14 protein-coding genes and 1 pseudogene are annotated in these 17,100 nt (G+C 68.2%); 12 read left to right on the top strand and 3 right to left on the bottom strand.

What is annotated here, in order from left to right; all coding sequences use genetic code 11:
- Positions 1-66: 66 nt before the first annotated feature.
- From ACFM35_RS05695 to ACFM35_RS05685, 3 genes are all read right to left on the bottom strand, one after another.
- A complete protein-coding gene (locus ACFM35_RS05695; RefSeq protein ID WP_378839466.1) occupies positions 67-1,389 on the bottom strand; it encodes an MFS transporter in 1,323 nt (440 codons plus the stop codon).
- Positions 1,390-1,406: 17 nt separating this feature from the next.
- The gene (locus ACFM35_RS05690) at positions 1,407-2,282 is read right to left on the bottom strand and encodes a shikimate dehydrogenase (protein ID WP_378839464.1); all 876 of its coding nucleotides are present in this window, start codon (positions 2,280-2,282) and stop codon (positions 1,407-1,409) included.
- A gap of 271 nt (positions 2,283-2,553) precedes the next feature.
- Positions 2,554-3,186, bottom strand: coding sequence for a TetR/AcrR family transcriptional regulator (locus tag ACFM35_RS05685; RefSeq protein ID WP_378839461.1), 633 nt, complete (start codon positions 3,184-3,186; stop codon positions 2,554-2,556).
- Between the two features lie 75 nt (positions 3,187-3,261).
- Between ACFM35_RS05685 and ACFM35_RS05680 the strand changes: the two genes are divergently transcribed.
- From ACFM35_RS05680 to pyrF, 12 genes and pseudogenes are all read left to right on the top strand, one after another.
- A complete protein-coding gene (locus ACFM35_RS05680; RefSeq protein WP_378839459.1) occupies positions 3,262-5,100 on the top strand; it encodes a bifunctional sugar phosphate isomerase/epimerase/4-hydroxyphenylpyruvate dioxygenase family protein in 1,839 nt (612 codons plus the stop codon).
- Complete coding sequence (locus ACFM35_RS05675; protein ID WP_378839456.1) at positions 5,097-5,555, top strand: type II 3-dehydroquinate dehydratase; 459 nt, start codon at positions 5,097-5,099, stop codon at positions 5,553-5,555. The genes ACFM35_RS05680 and ACFM35_RS05675 overlap by 4 nt, the downstream gene beginning before the upstream one ends.
- A 112-nt stretch (positions 5,556-5,667) precedes the next feature.
- The gene (gene efp, locus ACFM35_RS05670; RefSeq protein WP_378839454.1) at positions 5,668-6,228 is read left to right on the top strand and encodes an elongation factor P; all 561 of its coding nucleotides are present in this window, start codon (positions 5,668-5,670) and stop codon (positions 6,226-6,228) included.
- 19 nt (positions 6,229-6,247) lie between these two features.
- A complete protein-coding gene (nusB, locus tag ACFM35_RS05665) occupies positions 6,248-6,658 on the top strand; it encodes a transcription antitermination factor NusB (RefSeq protein WP_378839452.1) in 411 nt (136 codons plus the stop codon).
- Positions 6,659-6,736: 78 nt separating this feature from the next.
- A complete protein-coding gene (locus tag ACFM35_RS05660; protein ID WP_378839449.1) occupies positions 6,737-8,311 on the top strand; it encodes a Rieske 2Fe-2S domain-containing protein in 1,575 nt (524 codons plus the stop codon).
- 56 nt (positions 8,312-8,367) lie between these two features.
- Positions 8,368-8,955 (top strand): annotated as a pseudogene (gene pyrR, locus ACFM35_RS05655) (bifunctional pyr operon transcriptional regulator/uracil phosphoribosyltransferase PyrR); the annotation flags it as partial.
- Positions 8,952-9,920, top strand: a complete 969-nt coding sequence (locus ACFM35_RS05650; protein WP_378839447.1) for an aspartate carbamoyltransferase catalytic subunit — start codon at positions 8,952-8,954, stop codon at positions 9,918-9,920. The pseudogene pyrR and the gene ACFM35_RS05650, both read left to right, overlap by 4 nt.
- Positions 9,917-11,227 (top strand): dihydroorotase, encoded by a 1,311-nt coding sequence (locus ACFM35_RS05645; protein WP_378839445.1) that lies wholly within the window; start codon positions 9,917-9,919, stop codon positions 11,225-11,227. Before ACFM35_RS05650 ends, ACFM35_RS05645 begins: the two co-directional genes overlap by 4 nt.
- Positions 11,224-11,760: a PH-like domain-containing protein gene (locus ACFM35_RS05640; RefSeq protein ID WP_378839442.1), complete on the top strand. Its 537-nt coding sequence runs from the start codon at positions 11,224-11,226 to the stop codon at positions 11,758-11,760. Before ACFM35_RS05645 ends, ACFM35_RS05640 begins: the two co-directional genes overlap by 4 nt.
- Positions 11,757-12,947, top strand: a complete 1,191-nt coding sequence (gene carA, locus ACFM35_RS05635; protein WP_378839439.1) for a glutamine-hydrolyzing carbamoyl-phosphate synthase small subunit — start codon at positions 11,757-11,759, stop codon at positions 12,945-12,947. The genes ACFM35_RS05640 and carA overlap by 4 nt, the downstream gene beginning before the upstream one ends.
- Positions 12,947-16,234: a carbamoyl-phosphate synthase large subunit gene (gene carB, locus ACFM35_RS05630; RefSeq protein ID WP_378839436.1), complete on the top strand. Its 3,288-nt coding sequence runs from the start codon at positions 12,947-12,949 to the stop codon at positions 16,232-16,234. Before carA ends, carB begins: the two co-directional genes overlap by 1 nt.
- Positions 16,231-17,085: an orotidine-5'-phosphate decarboxylase gene (pyrF, locus tag ACFM35_RS05625; RefSeq protein WP_378839434.1), complete on the top strand. Its 855-nt coding sequence runs from the start codon at positions 16,231-16,233 to the stop codon at positions 17,083-17,085. The genes carB and pyrF overlap by 4 nt, the downstream gene beginning before the upstream one ends.
- The last annotated feature ends 15 nt before the right edge of the window (positions 17,086-17,100 follow it).

Below are 17,100 nucleotides of genomic sequence, written 5' to 3'. Positions count from 1 at the left end.
CAACGGGGGCGCCTCCTTTCCCGGGGGGGGGGGAAATGGTCTCCGCGACGTGCCTGCGGGGACGGGTCAGGCGCTGACCGACTCGCGGTGCTGTCCGCGGGACAGCCCGAGCTCATCGGTGGGCACGTTCTTCGTCTCGCGCGCGGTCAGCGCACTGACCGATGCGATCACGGCGATGATGCCGGTGAAGACGCTGATCACGACCCACCCGCCTTCCTGCACGCCACCGAAGGCGGCGACGATGCTCGGCGCGAAGCCGGCCATCAGGAAGCCGAGCTGGGTGCCGATCGCCATGCCCGAGAAGCGCACCCGCGTGCTGAACATCTCGCCGTAGAACGACGGCCAGACGGCGTTGGCCGCGGCGTATCCGAACGAGAAGGTGAGGACGGCGAGGACGAACGTGAGCACCGTGTTGCCGCTCGACATCGACAGCATGTAGAAGGGCATGAGTGCCGCCGACGACAGCGCGCCGTAGATGAAGACGGGCTTGCGGCCGATGCCGTCGGCGAGTCGGCCGAACAGCGGCTGAGTGCCCAGGGCGAAGATGTTCGCGACGACCACAAGCCACAGCGTGAGGGAGGCGTCGAGGCCGACGACCACGCCGTAGGCGATCGCTAGGTTGCCGAACACCGTCGAGACGGCCGCGATGAACGCGCAGCAGATCACGCGGAGCACGTCGCGCCAGTGGTCGCGCAGCAGCGGGATGAGCGGCATCCGCGCAATGTCTCCGCGCGCCTTGGCATCTTCGAAGGCGGGAGTCTCATGCAGGCTCCGCCGGATGAAGAAGGCCACGAGCACGACGACGGCGCTCAGCCAGAACGGCACGCGCCAGCCCCATGTGAACTTGATCTCGTCCGGGAGCGCCACGACGGGGATGAAGATCAACGCGGCCAGGATCTGGCCGCCCTGCGTACCGGTGAGCGTCCAGGAGGTGAAGAACGAGCGACGGTCGTCGGGAGCGTGCTCGAGCGTGAGGGAGGAGGCACCGGCCTGCTCACCGGCGGCGGAGAGGCCCTGCATGAGGCGGCAGAGCACCAGCAGCGCCGGAGCGAACCATCCGATCTGCTCGAACCCGGGCAGGCATCCGATGAGGAAGGTGGACACCCCCATCAGCACGAGCGTGAACATGAGCACCTTCTGACGCCCGATCCGGTCACCGAAATGCCCGAGGATCACGGCCCCGAACGGGCGTGCGATGTAGGCGAAGCCGAACGTCGCGAAGGACATCACGAGAGCGGCCTGATCACCCGACGGGAAGAAAACGGTGGGGAAGATCAGCGCGGCCGCTGAGCCGAACAGGAAGAAGTCGTAGTACTCGACGGCACTGCCCATGAAACTGGCGACGGCGGCCCTCACGGGGGTCTTCCGCGTCGTTGCGGTGGTTGTCATCGGAGTGTTGCTCGCTTTCAGGTGAGGACGTCGTGCGTCTGCACGAGGTCGTGGAAGTGACCGATCATGCGGTCGGGGTCGGGGGTGAGATCCGTGATGAGTGCGAGGGCGTCGACGGCCTGGTACACGGCCATCCGACCGCCGTCCAGGGTGCGGCATCCGAGTCCGCGTGCCGCCCGGAGAAGCTCGGTCTCGAGCGGACGGTAGACGATGTCGGCGACCCACAGGTCGGGCCGCAGCAGATGCCGCGGAACCGGCATGCCGGGGTGGTCCGCCATTCCGGTCGGTGTGCAGTGCACGACACCGTCGCTCGCCGCCAGCAGGGTGGGGAGGTCGGCGGGGGAGTGGGCGTCGACGGTCGCGTCGTGGCGGGAGCCGAGCTCACCTGCGAGCTCGTCGGCCCGTCCGGTCTCGACGTCCACGATGCTCAGGTGAGCGACGCCGACGCGCAGCAGCGCGTCGGCGACGGCCGAACCCGCTCCGCCCGCTCCGAGGATCGTCACGCGCTGGACGGCGGCGTCCGGCAGACCCGTGGTGAAGGCCTTCTCGAACCCGGTCGTGTCGGTGTTGTAGCCGACCATGCCCTCGTCGGTGAAGAGCACCGTGTTCACGGCGCCCAGTGCCGCGGCGACGGGATCCACGCGGTCGAGGTACTCGATGACGAGGCGTTTGCAGGGGTGCGTGATGTTCAACGCATCGAATCCGAGTCTGCGCGTCCACTCGAGGATGTCGGGGAGCTGATCGGGGACGAGACCGAGTGCAGTGAGGTCGATCGGCCGATAGACGTAGTCGAGTCCCCAGTGCCGCGCCTCGGTCATGTGGAGGGGAGGCGTCAGCGACGGCGTCACTCCGGCACCGATCAACCCGACGAGATAGGGATGGGCGTCCGACACGGTACTCCTTCGTTCCGTATGTACTAACTGGTACGTCCAGAGTGAACCACGCGGGGATTTGCGTGTCAAGACCCTGCGGGGGAGAGGAAGCGTGGGCGTCCCGCGACGTCACTGCACGAACTGCGCAGATCGGCGCGGACTGCGCAGGATCCCGACAAGGGTCTGTGGGATTCGCGCGCGTCTGAGACGTCGGTGCTGCCGAGCGGAGGCGACGGGCAGGCCAAGGCCCGATCAGCTGCGGGGCCGGCCCGGTCCGGGCCTGGCAGTCGGGTCAGCGCACGCCGGAGGTGAGCCAGCCGACGACGACGTCGCCGATCACGGCGCGCAGGTGGTCTCGACGCTCGGGAGCTGCCAGATCAGTGTCGAAGAGGTAACCGAAGGTGTACTGATTGGCGATCTGAAAGACGCAGTAGGCACTGATCACGAGGTGCACATCGATGGCGTCGACATCGGTCCGGAACTCACCGAGCTCTCGGCCCTTCTCGAGGATGCGGTCGAGCAGGGTCTTGGCGGGCTGGCCGAGGGTGCGCAAGGACTCCAACGTGCGGATGGACTGACCGCGGTGGATGTTCTCGATGGCGACGAGGCGCACGAAGGCATCATGGGAGACGTGGTGATCGTAGGTCAGCTCGGCGAGGCGCCGGATCGCCACGAGGGGATCGGTCTCGTCGACGTCGATCGCACGTTCCGCCTCGCGGATGCCCTGGTAGGCGTTCTCCAGCACGGCCTTGTAGAGTTGCTCCTTGCCCCCGAAGTAGTAGTAGATCATCCGCTTCGTGGTGCGGGTGCGCTCTGCGATGTCGTCGACTCGTGCACCCGAGTAGCCGTCCTCGGCGAAGACCTCGGTCGCGACGGCGAGCAGCTCCGCACGAGTTCGCGCGGCATCTCGCTGAACGGTGCTCACGCCGCAAGGATAGTGGACCGGATGCCGCGGACCCGGGGCATCCGCGTCAATGTACTGCATGGTACATTGACGCGGATGAAGACGTCGATCGCCACCGTGTGCCTGAGCGGCACGCTCGCGGACAAGCTGCACGCCTGCGCTGCCGCGGGTTTCGACGGCGTGGAGATCTTCGAGCCGGACCTCGTCGTCGCCCCGGAGAGTCCGGAAGAGATCCGGGCCCTGGCGGACAGGCTCGGTCTCACCCTCGACCTCTACCAGCCCCTGCGGGATGTGGAGGGCGTCGACGAGTCGACGTTCGCCGACGTCCTTCGCCGGGCCGAGGCGAAGTTCGCGCTGATGCAGCGACTGGGGATGCATCTGGTGCTGTGCTGCAGCAACGTCGGCACCGCCACGATCGACGACGACGCGGTCAGTGCCGACCAGCTGCGCCGGTTGGGCGCGCTCGCTCAGGGCTACGGTGTGCGCATCGCGTTCGAGGCGCTGGCATGGGGCAGATTCATCGACGACTACCGGCGCGCGTGGCGTGTCGTCGAACTGGCGGATCATCCCGCGGTAGGCGTGTGCCTGGATTCGTTCCACGTCTTGTCGCGCGGCCACGATCCCGCTCAGATCGAGGCGATCCCCGGCTCGAAGATCTTCTTCCTGCAGCTCGCGGACGCGCCGTCGCTCTCGATGGACGTGCTCTCCTGGAGTCGTCATCACCGTCTCTTCCCCGGCGAGGGTGCTTTCGACCTGGTCGGCTTCGTCGGCCACGTGCTGCGCGCCGGGTACGAAGGTCCGCTGTCGCTGGAGGTCTTCAACGACACGTTCCGTCAGACGGACGGCACCGAAACGGCCGTCCACGCCCGCCGCTCGCTGCGTTGGCTCGAAGATGCGGTCGCCCGCGATCTCGGCACCGACGCGCCGCCGCACATCCGCACCCTGACGGACGTCGCGTCGCCTCGGGGGTTCGACTTCGTCGAGATCAAGGCCGAGGACACATCGGACATCGAAGCACTGCTCGCGCGTGCCGGGTTCACGTCACGGGGGCGCCATCGAACGAAGCCGGTTTCGCTGTGGACCGCGGGGAGCGCACGCGTGATCCTCAATGAGCAGCATGCGCGCGATCTGGAGCCGCAGCTCGCGGCGATCGGCTTCGCCGTCGACGACCCGGATGCTGCGACCGCGCGCGCCCGGGAGCTCGGCACTCCGCTCGCATATCGGCGCACGGCGGCGAGCGAGCAGGCGCTGGAGGCGGCGATCGCCCCCGGCGGCACCGAGATCTACTGGGCCGAGACCGCGCGGGACCGCGAGCCCGATTGGGTGTCGGAGTTCGAGCACGGCGAGCCGGTTCGGCCGTCCACGATCTCCGGCATCGATCACGTCAGCCTCACCGAGCCGTGGCATGTGCTCGACGAGTCGGTGCTCTTCTACACGTCGGTGTTCGCCCTGCAGTCCGCGAGCGCCACCGAAGTGGCAGGTCCTCAAGGGCTCGTCCACTCCCGGGTGCTGCGGTCGGCCGACGGTGCGGTGCGCATCCCCCTCAACGTGGCGCCGCCGATCGTCGCCGAGCGCGGCGGTGCGGGCGGCATCCCCCGTCATGTCGCCTTCGCCTGCACCGACGTGGTCTCGCTCGCGCGAGCGGCGCGCGAGCGTGGGCTGGACGTGCTGCGGATGCCGCTCAACTACTACGAGGATCTCGCGGCACGATTCGACCTGGATGCGGCCACGATCGAGGAGCTTCGATCGCTCGACCTCGTCTACGACCGTGACGGCGATACCGAGTATCTGCAGTTCTACACCCGCACGATCGGTCGGATCTTCTGGGAGTTCGTGGAGCGGCGCGGCGGGTACGACGGCTACGGCGCGGGCAATGCCCCCGTTCGCCTCACGGCCCAGGCCGGCGGGGCGCCCGCTGGTAAGGTGCGTCCATGAGCACCCCCCGGCGCCTGCTGCTGGTCAATGGACCCAACCTGAACATGCTGGGCACGCGGCAGCCCGAGATCTACGGCACCGAGACCCTCGCGGACGTGGAGGAGCTCGTCACCCGCACGGCGGCCGCCTACGGCTTCGAGGTGGACGCCCTCCAGAGCAACCACGAGGGCGTTCTGATCGACGCGATCCATGCTGCGCGCACCACGTGCGCGGGAATCGTGATCAACCCCGGCGGGTTGACCCACACCTCCGTGGTCCTTCGAGACGCGCTCTCCGCGGCGGACCTCCCGGTCGCCGAGATCCACATCTCGGACGTGCGTCGGCGCGAGTCGTTCCGGCATCTCTCCTACGTGGCGGACGTCGCGGTCGTGCACGTGGTCGGCGAGGGCGTGGCGGGCTATGCGACCGCCACGACACGGCTCATCGACGTCATCGCGGGCGGCGCCGAAGGCTGAGGGGAGAGGCGTCTTCACCGGGCGTCGGGCGCATCCCGTAGAATCGGGTGTCGGACTGCCGCTTCTCGTCCGTTGCGGCCGCTTCTCTCACACGAACGGAACTCGTACTCACATGGCATCCACCGCAGACATCCGCAACGGCGTCGTCCTCAGCATCGACGGTCAGCTGTGGAACGTCATCGAGTTCCAGCACGTCAAGCCCGGCAAGGGTGGAGCGTTCGTGCGCACCAAGCTCAAGAACGTCGTCTCGGGCAAGACCGTGGACCGCACCTACAACGCCGGCGCGAAGATCGAGATCGAGAACGTCGATCGGCGTGATTTCACCTACCTGTACAACGACGGCGACAGCTACGTCTTCATGGACACCGCGGACTACGACCAGCTCTCGGTGGGCGCGGCGACGGTGGGAGATGCCGCGAACTTCCTGCTCGAGAACCAGCAGGTCCAGATCGCCATCAACAACGGCAACCCGCTCTACGTCGAGCTCCCGGCATCCGTCGTCCTCGAGATCACCTACACCGAGCCCGGTCTTCAGGGCGACCGCTCGTCGGCCGGCACGAAGCCCGCCACCGTCGAGACCGGGTACGAGATCCAGGTGCCGCTGTTCCTCGAGACCGGCACGAAGGTGAAGGTGGACACCCGCACGGGCGACTACCTCGGCCGCGTCAACTGAGGGCGACCGACCACTTCTCATGAGTGCTCGTACGAAGGCGCGCAAGCGCGCGCTCGACATCCTCTTCCAGGCCGACGTCCGCGGAGACGACACCGGGTCCGTGCTCGCCGCTGAGGCCAAGCGTGCTGCCGGCGAGCCGGGGCGCGAGACCTCGTGGCTGTACGCCCGCGAGATCGTCGACGGCGTGATCGACAACCGTGAGGCGATCGACGAGCAGATCACGACCTACGCGAAGGACTGGTCGCTGGCCCGCATGCCCGCGGTCGACCGCGCGCTGCTGCGGATCGGCGTGTGGGAGCTGCTCTACAACGATGAGGTGCCCACGGGCGTGGCGATCGACGAAGCGGTGGAGCTGGCGAAGGAGTTCTCGACGGATGAGTCGGGCGCATTCGTGAACGGCGTCCTGGCCCGGGTCGCTCGCTCCGCCTGACGAGCCCGGCCCCCTCGCACGGCTCGTCCTTCGAGCGCTCGCGCATGCCGCGCGTAGACTCGGAGGGAAGGAGAACGCATGCGGATCACAGGACTCGGCCACGCCGGGATGTTCATCGAAACCCTCGGCGGAAGCATCCTCGTCGACCCGTGGGTGAAGTCGGCGTTCTACGGTTCGTGGTTCCCGTTCCCCGACAACAGGTCGCTCGACTGGGAGAGGTACGGCAAGGCCGACTTCCTGTACGTGTCGCACCGGCACCGCGACCACTTCGATCCGTGGCTGCTGGAGACCTACGTGCCGAAGGACATCGAGGTGCTCCTGCCGGACTACCCGACGGACGACCTCGAGAACGACCTCCGCGGGCTCGGCTTCACGAACATCACCTACACCGGCGCGGGCGAGGTCATCGAGCGCGGGCCGCTGCGGATGATGATCACCCCGCTGCGTGCGCCGTCCGACGGGCCGATCGGCGACTCCAGTCTGTCGGTGGACGACGGCACCGCCAGCATCCTGAACCAGAACGACTCGCATCCCCTCGATCTCGAGAAGCTGCTGTCGTTCGGCAAGCCGGAAGCGTATTTCACGCAGTTCTCCGGGGCGATCTGGTGGCCGATGGTCTACGACCTCCCGCAGGACGCCAAGGAGAAGTTCGCGCACCTCAAGCGCGAGGCCCAGCACAAGCGTGCGATGTACTACATCGAGCGGGTCGACGCCCCGCACGTGTTCCCGATGGCCGGGCCGCCGATGTTCCTGCGCGACGAGCTCTTCCGCTACAACGGGCTCGGCGCCGAGAACGACTCCATCTTCACGGATCAGTCCGAGTTCCTCGCGCGTCTGCGCGCCGAGGCTCCGCAGTACGACGGGCACGTGTTCATGCCGGGAACGGTCGTCACGATCGAGCACGGTGAGCAGACCATCGAGCAGACGCTGTACACGGATGCGGAGATCGCCGCCATCTTCGAGGACAAGTGGGGCTACCTCGAGCAGCAGCGGGCGACGCGACAGGCCGAGGTCGCCGAGGAAGAGGCATCCCGCGCCCCCGTCCTGCCCCCGGACGAGATGCTCGCCGCGCTGAAGGCCTGGTGGGAGCCGCTGCTTCGCCGCGGACGCATCTTCCGAGAGGGTGTGGGAGGGAACGTCCGCTTCCGGATCGGCGAGCTCGACATGGTGGTGGACTTCCCGAAAGCGAAGGTGCGCGAGTACGCCGGCGAGGAATGCGTCTACTGGTACACGATCCCGGCCGACCTGGTCTCGACCAACATCGCCGAGCACGAGATCGACTGGTCGAACTCCATCTTCCTGTCCATGCAGTTCGCCGTAGGGCGCAGTGGCAAGTTCAACGAGTTCCTCACGACGTTCCTGAAATGTCTGTCCCGTGATCGGATCGAATACGTCGAGAACTGGTACGCGGAGCAGTCCGACGTCTCGGAAGACGTGCAGCTCGGTGACTGGGTCGTGCAGCGACGCTGTCCGCATCTGCGCGCCGACCTGTCGAAGACCGGGAAGATCGAGGACGGCGTCCTCACGTGCAGTCTTCACGACTGGAAATGGGACCTCGCGTCGGGTCGGTGCCTCAGCACACAGGGCCACCCCATCCGCTCGCGGGCGGCCGAGGACGCCGCGCGCGCCGAAGCCACCGCGGCCGCCGTCTGAACCGTGTCGCGCGTGCGGATCGCGCGCTCCGCGTCGCGCGGGTGATCGACTAGGCTGAACAGGCACGACAGCAACCTTTAACACCGTCCGAGAGGCGGAGAAGGGAGCGGCGGATGAGCACGAGAACCGTGCTGCACGAGGCCGACATCGCCCGGGCGTTGACTCGGATCTCCCACGAGATCCTCGAGTCCAACCGGGGCCCTGACAACCTCGTCCTCCTCGGGATTCCCACGAGAGGGGTCCCGCTCGCCCGGCGCATCGGCGGTCTCGTCTCGGAGTTCGGCGGCGCCCCCGTCGCCATCGGCTCCCTCGATGTGACGATGTATCGCGACGATCTGCACCGGCACCCCACGCGCGCACCTCAGCCCACGCAGATCCCCGCGGGCGGCATCGACGGCAGAGTCGTCATCCTCGTCGACGACGTGCTGTTCTCCGGGCGCAGCATCCGGGCCGCTCTCGATGCCATCAAGGACATCGGGCGTCCGACGGCCGTTCGACTGGCGACCCTGGTCGATCGCGGACACCGCGAGCTGCCGATCAGGCCGGACTTCGTCGGCAAGAATCTGCCGAGTTCCCGTGACGAACGCGTCAACGTCCGCCTCTCCGAGGTCGACGGCGTCGACGAAGTGACGATCGAATCGTGAGGCACCTTCTCGACACCCAGACGCTCGCGAGAGACGACGCGTTGCGGATACTCGATGTCGCCGAGGACATGGCCGACACGCAGCTCCGGGAGGTCAAGAAGCTGCCCACCCTGCGCGGCAAGACGGTCGTGAACCTGTTCTTCGAGGATTCCACGCGCACGCGCATCTCGTTCGAGGCCGCGGCCAAGCGCCTGAGCGCCGATGTCATCAACTTCTCGGCGAAGGGCTCGAGCGTGTCGAAGGGCGAGAGCCTGCAGGACACCGCCCAGACGCTGCAGGCCATGGGGGCGGACGCTGTGGTCATCCGGCACGGGGCGTCCGGGGCCCCGCGCACGCTCGCCACCAGCGGCTGGATCACGGCGGGGGTGGTGAACGCCGGCGACGGCACGCACGAGCATCCGACGCAGGCGCTGCTGGATGCCTTCACGATCCGCAAGCGCCGCTTCGGCTCCGACAGTCGCGGCCGTGACCTCGACGGGCTTCGCGTCACGATCGTCGGCGACGTCCTGCACTCACGCGTCGCCCGCTCCAACGTGTGGCTGCTCACTTCGCTCGGCGCGGACGTCACCCTGGTCTCGCCGCCGACGCTCGTGCCGCAGGACGTGTCCACATGGCCGGTGAGCGTGCTGTACGACCTCGACGAGGCGCTGTCGGCCGAGCCGGACGCCGTGATGATGCTCCGCATTCAGGCGGAACGGATGAACGCGGCCTATTTCCCCACTGAACGGGAGTATTCCCGGCGCTGGGGCCTCGACGACCGGCGGGTGGCCACGCTGCGGCCGGATAGCATGGTGATGCACCCCGGGCCGATGAACCGGGGCATGGAGATCTCCGCCGCCGCCGCTGACTCGCCCGCCTCGACCGTGCTCGAGCAGGTGACGAACGGCGTGTCCGTGCGGATGGCCGTGCTCTACCTGCTGCTTGCGGGCGAGCGCGCCGGGCAAGAGAGTGAGGGCGAACGATGACCGAGGTCCTGCTCATCCGCGGCGCAGCCGTCGAAGGTGTCGAGCGCACCGACCTGATCGTCGAGCGCGGGCTCATCACCGAGGCCGGCACCCGTCTGAGCCGATCGGGCGCGACCGTCGTCGACGCCGATGGGCTGGTGGCCCTGCCCGGACTGGTCGATCTGCACACGCATCTCCGCGAGCCCGGGTACGAAGCATCCGAGACCATCCTCAGCGGATCGCGGGCGGCCGCGGCCGGCGGGTTCACGACGGTGTTCGCGATGCCGAACACCTCGCCCGTCGCAGACACGGCGGGTGTCGTCGAGCAGGAGCTCGCCCTCGGCGAGGCGGCCGGCTACGTCACCGTGCAGCCGATCGGCGCGGTCACGGTGGGGCAGAAGGGGGAGCGGCTCGCCGAGCTCGGGGCGATGGCCGATTCGCGCGCGCGCGTCCGCGTCTTCAGCGATGACGGCTTCTGCGTCTTCGACCCGCTCATCATGCGGCGAGCGCTGGAGTACGTGAAGGCGTTCGACGGAGTGATCGCGCAGCACGCGCAGGACCCGCGGCTCACGGAGGGCGCTCAGCTCAACGAGGGCGCGGTCTCGGCCGAGCTCGGACTCGCCGGGTGGCCCGCGGTGGCAGAGGAATCGATCATCGCCCGCGATGTCCTCCTCGCGCAGCACGTCGGCTCGCGGTTGCACGTGTGCCATCTGTCCACCGCGGGCTCGGTCGACATCATCCGCTGGGCGAAGAAGCGCGGGGTCGACGTGACCGCCGAGGTCACCCCGCACCATCTGCTCCTCACCGACGAGCTTGCGCGGGGTTACGACGCGCGGTTTAAGGTCAATCCGCCGTTGCGGCGCGAGGAAGACGTCCTCGCCGTGCGGGAGGGACTCGCCGACGGCACGATCGACATCGTCGCCACCGATCATGCTCCGCACCCCGCCGAGGCGAAGGCCTGCGAGTGGCAGGCGGCCGCGAACGGCATGGTCGGCCTCGAGAGCGCGCTCCGTGTCGTGCATCTCGCGATGGTCGAGTCGGGACTGCTCGAATGGGCTGACGTCGCGCGGGTGATGGCGCGCACCCCCGCCCGCATCGGTCGGCTGCCGGGTCACGGCACCCCCGTGGCGGCGGGACAGCCCGCGTCTTTCACCCTGTACGACCCCGCGCCGGTGCGGACGTTCGCGATCGAGGATCTCGCCGGGCGCAGCCACAACTCCCCGTACCTCGGACGCGAACTGCCCGGCGAGGTGCGCTTCACCGTGCACCGAGGGCGACCCACCGTCGTGGACGGCGTCCTGCAGGAGAACCCGGGGGCCCGCTCATGAGCCGCGAAGGAGCCCTCCTCGTGATGGTCGGCGTCGCGCTCGTGGCGATCGGCCTGCTCGCGTGGGCGTGGTGGCGGCGCACGCACCGGGATGCCGCGCTCACCGCGCCCGTGGGCGAGGCGCCGGCCGGGGCGTCGATCGTCGCCGTCTACTCGGGCTTCTATGTGGCCACCACGAGACACGGAGAGCCGCTCGAGCGTCTGGCGATCTCCCGCCTGGGGTTCCGTTCCCGGGTCGACGTCACCGTGACCGATCGCGGAATCGCTCTCGACCTCACCGGCCAGCCGAGACTGTGGCTGAGTGCCGACCGTCTGGTCGATGCCGGCCAAAGCACCGTGGCCATCGATCGCGTCGTCGAGAAGGACGGATTGACTCGGCTCAGCTGGCGCATCGCCGACGACACGATCGTGGACTCCTTCTTCCGACCCCAGCAGGCGTCGGCGCGCGCTCTGGCCGACGCCATCCGCCCCCTCATCTCGAACTCCGCCCCGACGTCGGATCCGACGTCGACTCCCACAGGAAGCGACGTATGACCTCCCTGCTCTCGAAAGAGCCCGCTGTACTCGTCCTCGAAGACGGCACCCGCCACATCGGACGCGCGTACGGCGCGCGCGGCACGACCCTCGGAGAGGTCGTCTTCTCCACCGGCATGACCGGCTACCAGGAGACCCTGACCGATCCGTCGTACGCGGGTCAGATCGTGCTGCAGACGGCCCCGCACATCGGCAACACCGGCATGAACGACGAAGACCCCGAGTCTCGCCGTATCTGGGTGTCGGGCTACATCGTGCGCGATCCCTCCCGTGTGGTCTCGAACTGGCGCGCCGACGAGTCGCTCGACGACGCGCTCGAAACGGACGGCATCATCGGGATCAGCGGGATCGACACCCGCGCGGTCACCCGTCACATCCGTTCGGCGGGTTCGATGCGCGGCGGCATCTTCTCGGGCGCTGCCGCGGAGCTGGGCGCCGATGAGCAGCTGCAGATCGTCCGCGACGCTCCGCAGATGGCGGGTCAGAACCTCTCGGCCGAGGTGTCGGTCGCCCGCGCCGAAGTCACCCCCGCGGTCGGCGATCGCATCGGCAACCTCGCCGTGCTCGACCTCGGAGTGAAGCAGGCCACGATCCTCAACCTCGCCGCCCGCGGGTTCGAGGTGCACGTGCTCCCGCAGGACGTCACGATCGAGGGCATCCGGGCGATCGATCCGGTCGGGGTGTTCTATTCCAACGGGCCCGGCGACCCCGCGGCATCCGAGGATCACGTCGACCTGCTCCGCGCCGTGCTGGATGACCGGCTGCCGTTCTTCGGCATCTGCTTCGGCAACCAGCTGCTCGGTCGCGCTCTGGGCTTCGGCACCTACAAACTGCCGTTCGGACACCGCGGGATCAATCAGCCGGTGCTCGACAAGCAGACGGGCCGCGTAGAGATCACCGCGCACAACCATGGCTTCGCCGTCGACGCGCCGCTCGAGGGCGTCACCGCCAGCCCGAACGGCTACGGTTCGGTCGAGGTCAGCCACGTCGGCCTCAACGACAACGTCGTGGAGGGCCTGCGCGCACTCGACATCCCTGCGTTCTCGGTGCAGTACCACCCTGAGGCCGCCGCGGGCCCGCACGATGCGAACTACCTGTTCGACCGATTCGCAGACCTCGTGCAGAGCTCGGTCGCCGAGCGCGCGGTGCGGGGCGAAACGCCGACGACCGAGGGGAACACCAAGTAATGCCCAAGCGCGACGACATCCAGAGCGTCCTCGTCATCGGATCGGGTCCGATCGTCATCGGCCAGGCCTGCGAGTTCGACTACTCCGGCACTCAAGCGTGCCGTGTTCTACGGGAAGAGGGCGTCCGCGTCATCCTCGTGAACTCCAACCCCGCGACGATCATGACCGATCCCGACTTCGCGGACGCGACCTACATCGAGCCCATCAACTGGCGGGTGATCGAGACGATCATCGCGAAGGAGCGGCCGGACGCCATCCTGCCGACGCTGGGTGGCCAGACCGCGTTGAACGCGGCGATCGACCTGCACAAGAACGGCATCCTCGAGAAATACGACATCGAGCTGATCGGCGCCAACTTCGAGGCCATCAACAAGGGTGAAGACCGTCAGATCTTCAAGCAGCTCGTCCTGGACGCCGGGGCGGATGTCGCGGCCAGCCGCATCGCCCACACGATGGACGAGTGCCTCGCCGCCGCGGAGGAGCTCGGCTACCCGCTGGTCGTGCGGCCGTCGTTCACGATGGGCGGGCTGGGTTCGGGCTTCGCCTACGACGAGCGGGATCTGCGGCGCATCGCCGGTGCCGGTCTGCACGACTCGCCGACCCACGAGGTGCTCCTGGAGGAGTCGATCCTGGGGTGGAAGGAGTACGAGCTCGAGCTCATGCGCGACACGGCCGATAACACCGTCGTCGTGTGCTCGATCGAGAACGTCGACCCGGTGGGCGTGCACACCGGCGACTCGATCACCGTGGCTCCCGCGCTGACGCTGACCGACCGCGAGTACCAGAAGCTCCGCGACATCGGCATCGACATCATCCGAGCGGTGGGCGTCGACACGGGCGGCTGCAACATCCAGTTCGCCATCGACCCCGCAGACGGCCGGATCATCGTGATCGAGATGAACCCGCGCGTGTCACGGTCGTCTGCTCTCGCCTCGAAGGCCACCGGCTTCCCGATCGCGAAGATCGCGGCAAAGCTCGCGATCGGCTACCGGCTCGACGAGATCCCCAACGACATCACCAAGGTGACGCCGGCGAGCTTCGAGCCGACGCTCGACTACGTCGTGGTGAAGGTGCCGCGCTTCAACTTCGAGAAGTTCCCCGCTGCCGACACGACCCTGACGACCACCATGAAGTCGGTGGGTGAGGCCATGGCGATCGGACGCAACTTCTCGACCGCCCTGCAGAAAGCGCTGCGCTCACTCGAGAAGCGGGGATCGAGCTTCCACTGGGGGGACGAGCCGCGTTCCGTCGAGGAACTGCTCGAGATCGCCGCCGTTCCGACGGACGGGCGCATCGTGGTCGTGCAGCAGGCGCTGCGCAAAGGCGCGACGAACGCGCAGCTGTTCGAGGCGACGAAGATCGACCCGTGGTTCCTCGACCAGATCGTCCTCATCAACGAGGTCGCTGAGTTCGTCCGCACGGCGGGAGAGTTGGATGCCGACACGCTGCGCCTCGCGAAGGAGCACGGGTTCAGCGACGCGCAGATCGCGCAGCTGCGAGAGGTCACGGAAGAGGACGTGCGCGGCATCCGTCACGCCATGAGGCTGCGGCCGGTCTACAAGACGGTCGACACGTGCGCGGGTGAGTTCCCCGCACTGACGCCGTACCACTACTCGAGCTATGACTTCGAGACCGAGGTCGTGCCGTCCGAGCGGACGAAGGTCGTCATCATCGGTTCGGGCCCCAACCGCATCGGTCAGGGCGTGGAGTTCGACTACTCGTGCGTGCACGCTTCGTTCGCCCTGTCCGACGCCGGTTACGAGACGATCATGGTCAACTGCAACCCCGAGACCGTCTCGACCGATTACGACACGTCGGATCGCCTGTACTTCGAGCCGCTGACCCTCGAAGACGTGCTGGAGGTGCTCCACGCCGAAGCGGCGTCGGGCACGATCCTGGGCGTCATCTGCCAACTGGGCGGTCAGACTCCGCTCGGGCTCGCGAAGGGCATCGAGAACGCCGGCTACACGATCCTCGGAACGAGTCCCGCCGCGATCGACCTCGCCGAAGAGCGGGAGCTGTTCTCCCGGCTCCTCGATGACGCGGGGCTGCTCGCGCCCCGGAGCGGCACGGCGATCGACGCGACGGGCGCCGTGGCCATCGCCGAGGAGATCGGATACCCCGTGCTGGTGCGGCCGAGCTTCGTGCTCGGCGGGCGCGGGATGGAGATCGTCTACGACACGGCGAGCCTGCACGATTACTTCGTACGCGTCGCTGACCAGGCCATCATCGGCCCCGGCGCACCCTTGCTCGTGGACCGCTTCCTCGACGACGCGATCGAACTCGACGTCGACGCGCTCTTCGACGGCGAGCAGCTCTACATCGGCGGCGTCATGGAGCACCTCGAGGAGGCCGGGATCCATTCCGGCGACTCGAGCTGCACGCTTCCGCCGATCTCGCTCGGTCGCACCGAGATCGACCGTGTCCGCGACGCGACCCTCGCGATCGCGCGCGGTGTCGGCGTGCGCGGTCTGCTCAACGTGCAGTTCGCGATCAGCGCCGGCGTGCTCTACGTGATCGAGGCGAACCCGCGCGCGAGCCGCACGGTGCCGTTCGTGTCGAAGGCGCTCGGCATCCCGCTCGCGAAGGCCGCGAGCCGCATCATGGCCGGCGAGAGCATCGCCGAGCTCATCGACGAAGGGCTCCTCCCGGCATCCGACGGCTCCCGCGTACCGCTGGACTCGCCCGTCGCCGTGAAAGAGGCGGTGCTGCCGTTCAAGCGGTTCCGCACGAAGGACGGTCAGACGGTCGACTCCGTCCTCGGGCCGGAGATGCGCTCGACCGGTGAGGTCATGGGCATCGACCGCGACTTCCCGACCGCCTTCGCCAAGAGCCAGGAGGCGGCGTACGGCGGAATGCCCCTGAGCGGCACGGTCTTCATCTCGGTCGCCGACAGCGACAAGCGCGCGGTCATCCTCCCCGCCCACCGTCTGCAGGAACTCGGCTTCGAGATCCTGGCGACGGAGGGCACGGCCGAGATCCTCGCCCGGAACGGCATCGCCGTGCGCGTCGTGAACAAGTACTCGGCGACCCAGGAGTCCGGCGAGACGAACATCGTCGACCTGATCAACGCGGGGGAGATCGACATCGTCGTGAACACGCCCAGCGGCGGGCTGGCCCGTGCCGACGGCTACGAGATCCGCGCCGCGGCGGTGGCTGGCGACAAGGCCCTGTTCACCACGATGGCGGTGCTGGGCGCCGCCGTCAGCGCCCTCGGCGTGCTGCACAAGGGCTTCGAGGTGCGGAGCCTGCAGGAGTACGCGCTCGACCGGGCCGCCCGCCTGTGACGACCTTCGGACAGCGTCTGCGTTCCGCCCTCGACGAGCGCGGACCGCTGTGCGTGGGCATCGACCCTCATGAGAGTCTGCTGCAGGCGTGGAAGCTGGATGCCACGGCCGCCGGCGCCCGCGAATTCGGGCTGCGGGTGGTCGAGGCGGCGGCGGGACGCGTCGGCATCGTCAAGCCGCAGGTCGCGTTCTACGAGCGCTTCGGGTCTGCGGGCTTCGCCGCACTGGAGGACGTGATGGCTGCGGCGCGATCCGCGGGCCTGCTCGTCATCGCGGACGCGAAGCGGGGCGACATCGGCACGACGATGGAGGGCTACGCGGCGGCCTGGCTCTCGGAGGGCTCGCCCCTCGAGGCCGATGCGGTGACGCTCAGCCCGTACCTCGGCCCGGACTCGCTTCACAAGACCCTGACCACCGCCGTCCGGCTCGGCAAGGGGGCCTTCGTGCTGACCGCGACGAGCAACCCCGAGGCGCGGGCGGTCCAGAGCGCACTGACCGATGACCCTTCGGCCGGTGACGGCGAGCGGGTGGCCGAGCGTGTCGCGCGTGATGTCGGATGGCACAACATGGGTTCGCCCGGTGGCCTCGGGCCGATCGGCGTGGTCGTCGGAGCGACCGTCGATCGTGCCGCCTTCGGGCTGAGTGACGTCGTGCTCGCCGGCACCCCCATCCTCGCGCCGGGTTTCGGAGCGCAAGGGGCACTGCCGTCCGATCTGCCCCGCCTCTTCGGCTATGTCGCCGCGGCCGTCGTTGCGAGCGAGAGCCGCAGCATCCTCGCCGTCGGCCCCGACCGTCTCGCGGCCCGCATCACCGAGCGGGCCGCGCTCTACGCGGAGGCGCCCCGTGGCTGATCCGACGTCCGACGC

This window comes from Microbacterium songi, assembly GCF_042747925.1.
Classification (GTDB): domain Bacteria; phylum Actinomycetota; class Actinomycetes; order Actinomycetales; family Microbacteriaceae; genus Microbacterium.
This window is presented reverse-complemented; position numbering and strand designations above follow the sequence as displayed.